Below are 12,894 nucleotides of genomic sequence, written 5' to 3' on the forward strand. Positions count from 1 at the left end.
ATATAACAAGTTGCTCAAGTTCGTTCGTAAACTCACTGGGACAATTACCAGTCGGCTTGGCGCTTCGCGCAATCCTAGCCAACTGGTAATTGCCCCTTAGCAAAGCGTTATGTTGGGGAATTGCAACAGAATATCGCCTCGCATAACTTTCTACTTTTTTCATAAGGAAATTGGTGCTAAATGTCATTTGTGCTGTTTATATTACTTCCGTGCTTATCATTATTTTTAATACCGTTATTAATTCCAACATGGAAATGGTATTGGATCAGCTCTGCAATCATAGGCTTGCCTCTTATTGCAATATGGGCTGAATATTTTTTATTGCAGCAGAGCAGTAACGGAAGCCCAGGAGATGGGCTAGGTGTAGCACTACTGAGCTTTCCCACAATTGCTTTTTTTGGAGGTATGCTAGCTAGGTTTGGTAGGTGGCTAATTGAATTGAAAATTTTAGAAATGCGAAGTAGGAACTAAAATCACATAACAAGGTGTTCCAACAACGTTCCGGCGCTTCGCGCCTCCACTCGACAGTTTGTAAGTAGCGCATTTAGCGAATTGCTGCGCAAAGTGTATCGCAATGCGCTACTTACAAACTGCGGTTGAACACTACGTTATGAGATATGGAAGTATCATAAATGAACGAAAACTCATCAATGTTATCAGAAATCCTAATTAGTTGGCTTCCAATGCTAATTATACTTGTCGTATTTTGGTTGGTTCCGTTGTTTGTCATTGGAAAATCAAACAAAGTAGGGAGAAACGAAAAGCTGGCTTGGATACTTGCCACTCTTTTTGTAAGTTGGGTAAGTTTCATATTTTACTTACTATTGGCACCATTAAAACCGAACGACAAGTAGAATGTCTTATAACAAAGCGCTCAAGTTGCAACCCGCTGCGCGGGCTGCTGGGACAAAAACACAATGCGGCTTCGCTATTTTCGCATTGTGCTTTTGCCCCATAGCTAAGCGTTAGATATTTAGGAGCGTTATGAGTTTTAAATCAATTTTTGGTGGAAAATCCCAACAAGAAATAAATGATATTATTAATGACAGCGAGTCCGAACTTCATGTCTATATGAAAAGTTTCAATACAAAGGCTGACTCTTGGATTACGGTAAATGATTTAATAAGTGCTATAGAGCAAAGATTAATAGAATCCCCTCACTTCAAAACAAAGCTAGTAACTAAAAATGCGCGGTTTACTAATTTAAACGATGATGAGGTAGAAATTTTTAATATTGGTTCAGGGTACTTCGATGAGGAAGACGGTAGCCAATTTATTTTAGTGGCTACAGAGTTTGCAAACGAAGAAGAAGGTTTAGGTAAAGAAATTCAAACTTGTGAGCTACTCTCTTTGTTAAAATCACAAGCTGATTCATTTGGTGACTGGCCGATTGTTTCAATCTCAGATCAATTCACCATTCCAGATGGAAGTGTGATTCGCTTATATGGAACCAATAATTTCCCTTATTTAATTTGGCATTCCAATGAAGAAGAACTTTGGCTTCTAGAAAGCCCTATAGAACAATGGCCAGAGTATAAAAATGCCTAACACATATGAGCCTTCCTCCAGTCAATAGGCGAGCCTAACTTATTTGACTGCTTTTGCAGTCAAATTAAAATAACAATAACATGGCCACCCATTACAGCTGGCTAAATATTCAACACTGAACTAGGCTTTATTTACCCTTTCACAAACGGTAATTAAAGATGGCCAGACCAAGACAGACAATCGTTAGCCTGGAAGATACGCCTGCTCTTGTAAATAGAAAGTTATCACTGCTGTTCTCGTGTGGTGCGTAAGGCATTCTTGTGCGGAATTGATAATTCAACAGGTGAGAACTTTGAGCATCGGCGTGAATGGGTTGATTCACGCATTCTTGAGTTAGCGACCATCTTTGCTATTGATATCTGTGCTTATGCATTCTTTGTAATGAACAGGGAGTAATCACTTACATGTGGTGTTAAAGGTTGATGCTGATAAAGCAAAACAGTGGTCAGATAAAGAAGTGCTCATTCAATGGCACAAGGGCTTTAAAGGTACGTTACTCACGCACAAATACCTTAAAGAGGAAGACCTTAACCAGTTTGAACTTCAAACGGTTAATGAATGCATTACTGAATACCGTAAACGCTTAATTGATATCAGTTGGTTTATGCGCTCACTCAGTGAGCCCATCGCCAGAATGGCCAATAAAGAAGATAAGTGCACTGGTCGTTTCTATTCGCTGCCATCCATGGCGCTCACCCTTCGGGCCAGCTAAAGCTGTTCAAATTGATTCCCAATAAATTTGTGGGAAGGGCGTTTCAAATCTCAAGCACTACTCGATGAAGCTGCAGTATTAGCCTGTATGGCCTATGTAGATTTAAACCCAGTCAGAGCCAAGATGGCCACAACCCCTGAAACCTCAGATTACACCAGTATTCAACGTCGAATAAATTCAGCAATGAAAGGTGAGCAACCACCCGAGCTATAACCGTTTGTGGGAAATGAAAGACTCAATATGCCTAACGGACTCATGTTCAGCGTAAAAGATTACATTGTACTGGTTGAAGATACCGGTCGGATTATTCGAGAAGATAAGCGTGGTGCCATTAGCTCAAGCAGTCAGGACATACTGAATAGGCTAAACATCCCCGCAGAGAATTGGCTTAAAATCACCACTGAATTTGGTGCATTATTTAAAGGTGCAGTCGGAGCGTTACCTGCCTTAACTGAATACTGTGAGCATTTAGAGCGAAAACGACGACAAGGCGCGGCAAATTGTCAGCGCTGGCTGTGCGCTTAAGTCATCATCCCAAATAAAATTACAATTCTTCTTATGCTTGATAGCTATCAATGTTCTCTGCTGTGCTAAATTTCTTAGATGACACATAAATCACTCATTTAACGATAATATTTTAGCTATATCGATAAAAATTGATGAGTTGATCACTTCAATCGTAACCCTCGCCAAAGCCATGAAAAAGAGTTAAGTTACTTTTGTAAATTATGGGTGGCTTCGTTTTTTTTCCGTGATGGTGTTGGGCAAGCTAAACGTGCTGAAGAGTCGTTAACGGCAATCAATGTGTCGGTGATTAAAATCAGTGATATGAACACCCAAATTGCAACTGCTGCTGAGCAACAGTCGGCCGTGGCGGCAGAGATAAATCAAAACTTTGTTGAGATAACCCGTTCAGCATTGTTAGCCCAACAAGAGGCGAGTAAAATCACCGCTGCGAGCCATCAATTAGAAGATCTTGCACAAACCTTAGAGTTAAATGTAAAACAGTTTAAAACCTAAATCGTATCGACTTAAGGGGATTGCGTTATAACGCTGACAAATTGCCTAGGGCATTTGTCAGCGTTAATTTAAAAGTACAGTAAGTTGATTGCGATAAGCTTACCAAAAGCCCAGCGCTTTCCACCAAAGGGCGCCAACCACACCCCAAATAGTTAAATTAACCACACTCATGATTAAACCCATTAGCCACCAATTTTCCATTGATACGTAACCCGAGCCAAAAATAATGGGTGAAGTACCGGTAGCATAATGGGTTAATGACATCATTAAAGACGATGCGCCGGCAAGCAGTAAACCAAGATATAACGGTGGTGCGCCTAAGGCGATACCTGCAGCAAAAAATGCGGCAAACATGGCGGTAATGTGTGCGGTTGTGCTGGCAAAGAAATAGTGCGCGTAGAAGTAAACCACTACCAGAATAATGACTGATATCATCCAGCCCACTCCTAATTGAGCGATATTGCTTTCAACGATGCCAGAAAACCAAGCCACTAAGCCGAGTTTACTTAAAAAAGTGGCCATCATGACTAACGCAGAAAACCACACCACTGTATCCCAGGCGGCTTTTTCTTTAAGCACATCTTCCCAACTCAACACGCCGCTAATTAATAAAATCGATAACCCTAAAAAAGCGACTGCAGTTGTGTCAACAGCAAAGGCTTCACCAAAAATCATTGCCGGTATCCCTGCCCATAACACTAGCAACAAGGTAAATACACCAACCATGATTTTTTCTGCGTATGACATTGGGCCCATGTTGGCTAATTTATCTTTCGCGTATACACGGGCGTCTGGGGTTCGTTTGATTTCTGGTGGATAAATTGCGTAGATAATGAGCGGCATAAGTGCAATACAAAGCAGGCCGGGTAACAATGCAGCTAATGCCCATGTGCCCCAAGTAATACTTATATTTGCCCCCGTAGCGTCGGCAATTAATTTGACGATGAGTGGGTTCGGGGCTGTTGCGGTAATAAACATGGCTGAGGTGATAGGGTTAGTATGATAATTCACTAACGCGAGATAGTGACCTATTTTGCGCGATGTGCCATCTTCTGGCGATGAGCCAAAGCTGGTGGCAATAGATTTCATTATGGGGTGAATAATACCACCGCCCCTTGCAGTATTACTTGGGGTAACTGGTGCAATAACAAGTTCTGATAGCGCTAACGCGTAGCCAATACCTATGGTTTTTCGGCCAAACAATGCAATAAAGTAATAGCCGATACGATTACCCAGACCTGTTTTCGCTAATCCACGTGAGATAATAATCGCAATACCTATTAGCCAAATTAATGAGTTAGAAAAACCACTGAGCGCATCTTTAATCGCATCTGATGGTTTGTCACTGGTTACGCCTGTTAATGCCACCAATGTTATGGCTAAAACCGCAATAGCCCCAATGGGCATGGCTTTACCAATAATGGCGACAACTGTGCCCACAAATAACGCCAATAAATGCCATGCATTGGCAGACACCCCCTGTGGCGGAGCGACAACAAACCAAAGAAAGAGAATGATTGCAATTGAAACTATGCCCGGAATAACGCGAATGTCAGTACTTTTCATTGCAGGTTCCTTAAGGGTGATTGCACACCTTTTGCATGAGGCTCATCGTGCTTGACGTGGATAAGTATTAAAATAAATCTGCTCGATAACTTGATACTAAGTCTTTGTCGACATTAAATTTGTGAGGTATTTCTCATTGCCAATATGTGTCATGTTTAATTGATGTCTTAGTGTATTACCAATAAAAATGTTGCATCTGTTGGTCAAAGGGCACAGCCCCTAGGGTCTGTTGATCTTTGCTGGTTGAATTTTGTTCGAGTTAAAAATGTTTTAATCGAGGCGAATGGATTGAAGCCTAGTCACCTAAGCAACTCTTTATTTGAAAGCATCGTTCAACAAAGAGTAAAACGTTTTTAGCCGAACCCTGTGGGCAGCGTTTGTTGGCCATTTTTACTGCTTATCGACTTTTTAAGAAGAATTACTACACCTCAAAGTCTCCGCTGCGCACTTGTATATGAGTAAAGACCAACAAATCGCTGCAAAAACATCCTTGAATGATCAACAGACCCTAGGTTAACGGCTTGTGGTACATAACTTAGGCGCAAAGGCCAGTAGATTGTGATTGGGTTGTTGTTTTGGTTAACAATGTTGGATACAAACATGCTGCTTATCCATTATTTCTCCATATTTTCTGCACATTGCATTGTTAAGCTTTGTCTTATGTTTAACCGATGAGAAATAAAATGAACAATGCTCCTTTAACTAAGCTCGCGATTGCAATCACTTTGGCATTGACCTTGGGATTATTGGGTTGTGGAGGGACTGAAGACAGTACTGATGTAACCGACGCGGCAAGTTCTACAGACTCATCTACCGACAGCGATTCTGACGATCTTGGCACTGGTATTTTGCATACGGCTTATTATGAGTTTGATCAAGATAACGTCAATGTTGTGCTCAGTGGCACTAAAGTTGTTATTGAAACAACAGGTTTACCAAATCACACTTCACCTTACTGGTCGTCAGGACACGAGTTACATGTTGAGCCTACCGTAACCAGTTATGCGCAAATGGCACCGGGTTACATTGATGATTTTGTGGGCACATATACATTAACCGTTGATAACAACCCAACTAAAGCTACGTCTAGCTCAGCTACTGGGCTTGGGGCGATTGGTATTGCTGTGAGTGGGGCCGTTATTTATAACGATGAAGAAGGCCCAGGTGTCCCATTAGATGATGCCGCGACGAGTCTTGACTTTAACGGTGCTCACACCGGACCCCAAAGTTATCATTATCATTTAGAGCCCATTTCGTTTTCCGACGATGACTCAAATTTAATTGGCGTGATTGCTGATGGCTTCTTTTTGTATGGCCGCAAATGTAATTCTACTGGCACATACCCGACCGATTTAGATGAATCTGGTGGGCATACGTCAACAACACAGTTTGCGCAAGATCCTGAATACCATTATCACATTCAAAATGAGCTGTACTTAGGGTCGTACTACATATTATTCCCAGGCGATTATCAAGGTACCGCTAGTGCTATCCGTTAAAGCAATATTGTTAGGTATTGGCTCGGTGTTGTTACTTGTGGTGGCGTGTTTACTGTTTAATGCTCCCGTAAATGGCTCTATCGACAGTAAGTTGATCCATATTTCGCATACCACGGGGTTAAGAATGTACCAAAATAAGCCTTTTACAGGTGATGCCGTGACTTTTTACCCCAACGGAAAAATGGCTAAACGCGAACACTTTAAGCAAGGGTTACGTGACGGTTTTTTAACACAATGGTTTGAAAACGGTACATTGGCTTTTGATTCTCGTTATGTTGCTGGTGTGCTTGAAGGAACAACTCACAGTTGGTGGAGTAATGGCAATATGCGCTCCGAGTCTGTTTATCGGCAAGGCAAGGTGAATGGCACTTCGTTGCAATGGTATGCCACAGGTGAGTTGTTTAAAAAGATGAATTATGTTGATGGTCAGGAAGTTGGTTTACAACAAGCTTGGCGGCGTAATGGAAAATTGTTTAGCAATTATGAGTATATTAACGGCCGTGTTTTTGGCCTTAAGCGTTCAAATATGTGTGTGGAATTAGAAAATGAAGAAGTGGTTGAGTCTAATTAATTTATGTGTGGCTTTGTGTACAGGAACTGCGTTAGCTGAGCCAAGTGCTAAAGAGGCATTGGCCACCTTACCTTATTATGGCAGTGCTGAATTTACTCCCCATTGGTTTACACCAAACAGCTCCGAATTGGTGGGGTTTCATCAAATTCCGGCGTTTTCGTTTATTGATCAACAAGGTGAGTCGGTTACTCAAGACACGGTAAAAAATAAAATTTATGTAGCCAGCTTTTTCTTTACGAGTTGTCCGGGGATTTGCCCTCGAATGAAGTCGCAATTATCTAAAGTACAAAGCGAATTTATAGACGATGGCGATGTGATGATTGTGTCTCATTCTATTCAACCGGCTAATGACACGGTTGAGGTTCTGCAACAATATGCTCAAAAAAATCATATTAATGCCGCCAAATGGCGTTTGGTTACGGGAGAGCGCGAACAGATTTACTCACTTGCCAGAAATGCCTATTTTGCCAATGAAGATTTAGGTGAATATGTCAGTAATGAAGATTTTTTACATACCGAAAACTTAGTGTTAGTTGATAAAAACAGGCACATTCGAGGCATTTATAATGGTTTAAATAATACCTCTGTTGCTAATCTTATTGTCGACATCAAACAATTAATGCTGGAATAACATCAGCGTGTAAACGCCGTTTGTTGCTGCTTTTAAGCATGGCAAACGGCTTAGTGCCATTGTTTTATCTCGTTAACCCCTTCCTCGCTCACTCTTTTATTGTGATTTTTTACCTGAGTCAAAGGTAAAGTGTTTATCTTTGACTTCATCTTCATACTAAATCGTCAAACATGTCAGATTATGCATTTAACAGGGCCTGCGTGATGGTAAATGACCGACTAGATGCTATCGAAAGCAATGACTTGGGTGTATGCTCTATTGTTGCTGTGTATGGAAATGGTTTACAGCGTCTATGTTAACGAGTGTTGTTTAATCTCTCATTGCCATCACAGTTAATCGCGTGGTGTATTTTATTGAATAGGTTTTATTTATGTGGATGCAAAAAACAATCTCACTTGCTTCTAAAAAGCGTGGTTTTCATTTAATTACAGACGAGGTGTTATCGCAATTACCTGAGCTAAAAGAGATTAACGTTGGGTTATTGCATGTATTTATTCAACACACCTCAGCATCATTAACCATTAACGAAAATGCAGATCCGACAGTGCGAGGTGATATGGAGCGTCATTTCAATGTGCTTGCACCTGAAGGCGCACCTTATTTTAAGCACACATATGAAGGGCTTGATGATATGCCCGCGCACATTAAGTCGACGTTAATTGGTGTTAGCCAAACCATACCTATTACTCAGGGATGTTTAAATTTAGGCATTTGGCAAGGGTTGTATTTATGTGAGCACCGCGATAATGCGTCTTGCAGAACAATTATTGTTACTGTTCACGGTGAATAGTTTATAAACTTAGCCATAGCTAACCGTGTTTCTTGGCTAAGTGACCTTATTGCATGTTTTGTACACATCCTTCACGTTTGATTATGACTTTACTTGTGTCAGTAAATGTAAAGATGCTAAATTCAGGCGTCTTATTCATGCAATTAATATTGGTTGTTTAAATGGCCTCTGTTGCCGTTAGCTGCATTGAAGTGTTTTGTATATAAAACGGCCCTAAAGATTTTAAAAGAATAACGCATAAAATAGGTGGGTTAACGTGATATCTGTATATTTGGTTGACGATCATGAACTTGTGAGAACAGGGATCCGTCGCATTCTAGAAGACGAACGCGGTATTAAAGTTGTTGGCGAAGCGCCCGACGGCGAAACGGCCGTGCAGTGGTCAAGGCACAATGAAGCCGATGTGATTTTAATGGACATGAACATGCCAGGTATGGGCGGCTTAGAGGCGACACGTAAGATTTTACGTTATCAGCCTGAAGCTCGGATAATTGTATTAACGGTACAAACAGAAGATCCGTTTCCGACAAAGGTGATGCAAGCTGGCGCATCGGGTTATTTAACTAAAGGTTCAACGTCACCAGAAGTACTGAGGGCGATTACTCAAGTGGCGCGCGGTCAACGTTATTTGTCGCCCGAAATCGCCCAACAAATGGCACTTAGTCAGTTTAATCATTCAGACGAAAACCCATTTAGTAGCTTGTCTGAGCGCGAACTCCAAATTATGTTGATGATCACCAATGGTGAAAAGGTCAATGATATTTCGGAAAAACTCAACTTAAGCCCTAAAACGGTTAACAGTTATCGCTACCGCTTGTTTGCTAAACTCGGTATTGGTGGTGATGTTGAGTTGACCCGTTTGGCTATTCGTTACAAAATGCTCGACACAGGTTCATTTTAGTTGCGATTATTCCGCGTAACGCATTAAGTAGCTTTAATCATGTCTAGTGGTTTTAATGCCAAGTCTTTTTTAAAAACGGTGACCAGCGCACCTGGCGTGTATCGAATGTACGATATACGCCAACAAGTGATTTATGTTGGTAAAGCCAAAGATCTTAAAAAACGCCTCAGTTCTTATTTTCGTAGCAATATTCCTAGCGTTAAAACGCAGGCATTGGTGTCGCATATTGACCACATCGATGTGACTGTGACCCATAGCGAAACTGACGCGCTGTTACTCGAAAACGATTACATCAAGCAGTACATGCCCAAATATAATGTGCTGCTGCGTGATGACAAGTCATATCCGTATATTTTACTCAGTGGCCATAAACACCCAAGGCTTGCCTATCACCGTGGCCCTAAGCGTGAAAAAGGCCATTATTTTGGACCTTATCCTAACGGTGGCGCAGTACGCGAAAGTTTGCACTTAATGCAAAAGCTGTTTCCAATTCGTCAATGTGATGACTTGTACTATAAGTCGCGTTCTCGTCCATGCTTACAATATCAGCTCGATCGTTGCAGTGCGCCTTGTGTTGGGATTGTGAGCGATAAAGAATACAGCGAACAAGTTAAACTGGCAGGGCTGTTTTTACGCGGCAAAGACAAGCAGGTTATTAGCCAGCTGGTGGCCAAAATGGAAACGGCAGCGGTTGAAATGGAGTACGAACAAGCGGCTCAATACCGCGATCAAATTACCGCATTAAGGCGTGTTGCCGAACAACAAGAAGTGTCTAATCACAAAGGTGATATGGATGTGATAGGGGTTAATTATGCCTCTGGTATCGCTTGCTTTCACTTGTTGTTTATTCGTGATGGAAAAATTTTTGGTAGCCGTAGTTATTATCCTTCAGTGCCTGCTGAAACCGACATTGAAGAAGTGTTATCTTCTTTCTTGGCTCAGTTTTATCTCAATGCAGATATTCAACGTACCATTCCTAAAGAAGTCATTTTAAGCCATTCTTTTGATGGCATAACAGAGCTTGAAGCTTCGATAGAGCAGGCGTTAGATAAGAAGTTTGAACTTAAAACCAATGTGCGTGGCGATAGAGCTAACTTTTTACGGTTAGCGATAACAAATGCTAGCAATGCTGTTGCCACTCGGTTATCGCACAAAAATACCGTCGAGCAACGTTTCCAATTATTAGAAGAAGCATTAGAGCTTAATGAACCGATTAAACGCATGGAATGCTTTGATATTAGCCATACGATGGGAGAAAGCACGGTAGCGTCTTGCGTGGTATTTAACCGTGAAGGTCCACATAAAGCGGATTATCGTCGCTACAATATCAGTGGCATTACTGGTGGTGATGATTATGCAGCGATGGAGCAGGCCATTAGTCGACGTTTTGATAAAATTGACAACAACGGCAAAGTACCAGACCTTTTATTTATTGACGGTGGTATTGGTCAGCTTAGAGTGGCGCAAACCATTGTCGATGAAAAGTGCGTTAAGATTGATAACCCTCCTCTGCTAATCTGTGTGACCAAAGGCGAGGGGCGTAAAGCGGGGTTAGAAACGTTTACCGTGGGTGGCAGTGAGCAAACCTTTGATATACCGAGCGACTCACCTGCATTTCACCTTATTTTGCATATTCGTGACGAGTCACATCGTTTTGCGATAACCGGTCATAGAAATAAACGTCAAAAAACGCGTAACACTTCAACACTCGAATCAATCCCAGGAGTGGGCCCTAAAAGACGTAAAGCGTTGCTGCAACACCTTGGCGGAATACAAGAAGTCAAAGGTGCGAGTGTGGCTGAATTAATAAAAGTACCCGGAATTAGCTTAGAAATGGCACAAACAATTCACGATACATTGCGAGGGGGCTAAAATTAAGGCAAGATTGGCGCTGCTTCTGACAAATTGGTCTTTTTATGCCGTTTAATGTACCTATTGCACTGACATTATTTCGTATTGCCTTGTTGCCTGTATTTGTAGTGATTTTTTATCTCCCCTACACTTGGGCTCCTTTTGTTGCCGCATTTATTTTTTGGCTTGCAGCACTAACTGATTGGTTAGATGGTTATGCTGCACGTAAATTAGGGCAATTAACGCGTTTTGGTGCCTTTTTAGATCCTGTAGCAGATAAAGTCATGGTATCTACCGCCTTAGTGTTATTGGTGCAACAAAACGACAATATGTATTTAACGTTAGCGTCCTTGTTTATGATTGGCCGTGAAATTGTGATTTCAGCACTGCGAGAGTGGATGGCCGAAATAGGCAAACGCGGTGTAGTTGCAGTGTCGTGGATTGGCAAATACAAAACGGCAGCGCAAATGGCGGCAATTGTTGGACTGATTTGGAAGCCAACACCATTACTTACTGACTTAGCATTTGCATTGTTTTATGTTGCAGCAGCACTGACGTTCTGGTCGATGATGAGTTATATTTCAGCAGCTTGGAAAGATTTAACGGCTGAATAGCATAATAATAGTTCAATGAGTTTATTTAGTGCGCAAACAGTCAATATTGCGTAAATCAATAATTGACACACGAGGTTTATTCGGTAGAATGCCTCCCCGTAGACAAGAGATGAGTCGGCGTAAAGCGCTAGGCTAGTATATTAAACATCACAGTTTACGCGAAATTAGCTCAGTTGATAGATTGAAAAACAGTATCTTATTGATGAGCAGTTCAAAAGATTGAAAACGCGACATTAGCTCAGTTGGTAGAGCGATACCTTGCCAAGGTATAGGTCATCGGTTCGAACCCGATATGTCGCTCCAATTTCTTACTTTATCCGATGGGTTTGAAATTGGTATATGTGGCGCGATGGCAGAATGGCTATGCTGCGGATTGCAAATCCGTCGATCTCGGTTCGACTCCGGGTCGCGCCTCCACGAATTGAGTTTAATGGTTACTTTAGGTAACGGTTAACAAAACACTTTGCCCGAGTGGTGGAATCGGTAGACACAAGGGATTTAAAATCCCTCGCTGAATAAGCGTGCCGGTTCAAGTCCGGCCTCGGGTACCATTATTTATAGTAAGAAATTACATACGTAAGTATGGTGCAAAAAAGCCTCGACATTAGTCGGGGCTTTTTTGCATCTGCCAGTTGAGTTTTCATATTCAAAAACCAGAAGAGAAAAAATAAATCGCTATTCCTGTGCGTTTCTAATCATTTGCATGTGTTTAATGGATACAGTTTTCGGTATGTCTGTACAGCGGTGCTATTTAACCTGAGTTCGGGATAATAAACGCCTTTCAAACAGTCCTTTGTACTGTTAACTGCGTTGAATCGACTTGCAATAGGCTAGCTATTGACGCGTCAATTCGCCTTGTTAGCAGAACAAATGACAAGCTTGAAAGTGAGAAAGGATAACATGTTGATTTTAAATAGCATAAGTTCATCCCTTATCCCGAACTCAGGTTATTTAGTTTTTGATATGTCGACCGATAAATTTTTAATGATGTTAAAAATTTTGGCAAAATCCTAACGAATTTCCAGCAGTGTTTTATAGTTAACCTCAGCTCTGGATAACAAACGCCTTTCAAGCAGTCCTTTGCCTTCCTCACTGCGTTGAATTAACTTGCAATAGGCTAGCTATTGACGCGTTAATTCGCCTTGTTAGCAAAGCAAATCACAAGCTTGACAGTGGATTTTAGTCAATCTA

At 41.4% G+C, this 12,894-nt stretch carries 10 protein-coding genes, 3 tRNA genes and 1 pseudogene; 13 read left to right on the forward strand and 1 reads right to left on the reverse strand.

What is annotated here, in order from left to right; translation table 11 throughout:
- Positions 1 to 984: 984 nt before the first annotated feature.
- The 3 genes and pseudogenes from L2703_RS07705 (at position 985) to L2703_RS07715 (ending at position 3,280) form a co-directional block, all read left to right on the forward strand.
- Positions 985 to 1,548 carry a hypothetical protein gene (locus tag L2703_RS07705; RefSeq protein ID WP_248970536.1) on the forward strand — a complete coding sequence of 188 codons (564 nt, stop codon included), beginning with the start codon at positions 985 to 987 and terminating at the stop codon, positions 1,546 to 1,548.
- Between the two features lie 158 nt (positions 1,549 to 1,706).
- A pseudogene (locus tag L2703_RS07710) lies at positions 1,707 to 2,785 on the forward strand (transposase).
- Positions 2,786 to 2,992: 207 nt separating this feature from the next.
- On the forward strand, positions 2,993 to 3,280 hold the full coding sequence (locus tag L2703_RS07715; RefSeq protein WP_283107835.1) for a hypothetical protein: 288 nt from the start codon (positions 2,993 to 2,995) through the stop codon (positions 3,278 to 3,280).
- 99 nt (positions 3,281 to 3,379) lie between these two features.
- On the opposite strand, the gene L2703_RS07720 is transcribed toward L2703_RS07715, so the two are convergent.
- Entirely contained in the window at positions 3,380 to 4,846 is a 1,467-nt protein-coding gene (locus L2703_RS07720; protein WP_248970537.1) for a DASS family sodium-coupled anion symporter, read from the reverse strand.
- 683 nt (positions 4,847 to 5,529) lie between these two features.
- Between L2703_RS07720 and L2703_RS07725 the strand changes: the two genes are divergently transcribed.
- The 10 genes from L2703_RS07725 (at position 5,530) to L2703_RS07770 (ending at position 12,254) form a co-directional block, all read left to right on the forward strand.
- Positions 5,530 to 6,345: a YHYH protein gene (locus L2703_RS07725; protein ID WP_248970538.1), complete on the forward strand. Its 816-nt coding sequence runs from the start codon at positions 5,530 to 5,532 to the stop codon at positions 6,343 to 6,345.
- Entirely contained in the window at positions 6,332 to 6,916 is a 585-nt protein-coding gene (locus L2703_RS07730; RefSeq protein WP_248970539.1) for a toxin-antitoxin system YwqK family antitoxin, read from the forward strand. Before L2703_RS07725 ends, L2703_RS07730 begins: the two co-directional genes overlap by 14 nt.
- Complete coding sequence (locus L2703_RS07735; protein ID WP_248970540.1) at positions 6,891 to 7,547, forward strand: SCO family protein; 657 nt, start codon at positions 6,891 to 6,893, stop codon at positions 7,545 to 7,547. Before L2703_RS07730 ends, L2703_RS07735 begins: the two co-directional genes overlap by 26 nt.
- Before the next feature lie 370 nt (positions 7,548 to 7,917).
- Entirely contained in the window at positions 7,918 to 8,337 is a 420-nt protein-coding gene (locus L2703_RS07740; protein WP_248970541.1) for a secondary thiamine-phosphate synthase enzyme YjbQ, read from the forward strand.
- 256 nt (positions 8,338 to 8,593) lie between these two features.
- Positions 8,594 to 9,238: a UvrY/SirA/GacA family response regulator transcription factor gene (gene uvrY, locus L2703_RS07745; protein ID WP_248970542.1), complete on the forward strand. Its 645-nt coding sequence runs from the start codon at positions 8,594 to 8,596 to the stop codon at positions 9,236 to 9,238.
- 39 nt (positions 9,239 to 9,277) lie between these two features.
- Positions 9,278 to 11,110: an excinuclease ABC subunit UvrC gene (uvrC, locus tag L2703_RS07750; protein WP_248970543.1), complete on the forward strand. Its 1,833-nt coding sequence runs from the start codon at positions 9,278 to 9,280 to the stop codon at positions 11,108 to 11,110.
- Between the two features lie 44 nt (positions 11,111 to 11,154).
- A complete protein-coding gene (gene pgsA, locus L2703_RS07755) occupies positions 11,155 to 11,703 on the forward strand; it encodes a CDP-diacylglycerol--glycerol-3-phosphate 3-phosphatidyltransferase (RefSeq protein WP_248970544.1) in 549 nt (182 codons plus the stop codon).
- Positions 11,704 to 11,930: 227 nt separating this feature from the next.
- Positions 11,931 to 12,006, forward strand: a tRNA-Gly gene (locus L2703_RS07760).
- A 40-nt stretch (positions 12,007 to 12,046) separates the two neighbouring features.
- A tRNA-Cys gene (locus tag L2703_RS07765) sits at positions 12,047 to 12,120 on the forward strand.
- A gap of 48 nt (positions 12,121 to 12,168) precedes the next feature.
- Positions 12,169 to 12,254: transfer RNA gene (locus tag L2703_RS07770), tRNA-Leu, on the forward strand.
- The last annotated feature ends 640 nt before the right edge of the window (positions 12,255 to 12,894 follow it).

It is taken from the genome of Shewanella basaltis (assembly GCF_023283885.1).
In the GTDB taxonomy this organism is placed as follows: domain Bacteria; phylum Pseudomonadota; class Gammaproteobacteria; order Enterobacterales; family Shewanellaceae; genus Shewanella; species Shewanella basaltis.

What these genes read in the sequence shown, in the direction of transcription:
- L2703_RS07705 (WP_248970536.1), top strand. Translation starts at nt 985, where the DNA reads ATGAGTTTTAAATCAATTTTTGGTGGAAAATCCCAACAAGAAATAAAT.
- L2703_RS07740 (WP_248970541.1), top strand. Translation starts at nt 7,918, where the DNA reads ATGTGGATGCAAAAAACAATCTCACTTGCTTCTAAAAAGCGTGGTTTT.
- uvrC (WP_248970543.1), top strand. Translation starts at nt 9,278, where the DNA reads ATGTCTAGTGGTTTTAATGCCAAGTCTTTTTTAAAAACGGTGACCAGC.
- L2703_RS07725 (WP_248970538.1), top strand. Translation starts at nt 5,530, where the DNA reads ATGAACAATGCTCCTTTAACTAAGCTCGCGATTGCAATCACTTTGGCA.
- L2703_RS07720 (WP_248970537.1), bottom strand. Translation starts at nt 4,846, where the DNA reads ATGAAAAGTACTGACATTCGCGTTATTCCGGGCATAGTTTCAATTGCA.
- pgsA (WP_248970544.1), top strand. Translation starts at nt 11,155, where the DNA reads ATGCCGTTTAATGTACCTATTGCACTGACATTATTTCGTATTGCCTTG.
- L2703_RS07735 (WP_248970540.1), top strand. Translation starts at nt 6,891, where the DNA reads ATGAAGAAGTGGTTGAGTCTAATTAATTTATGTGTGGCTTTGTGTACA.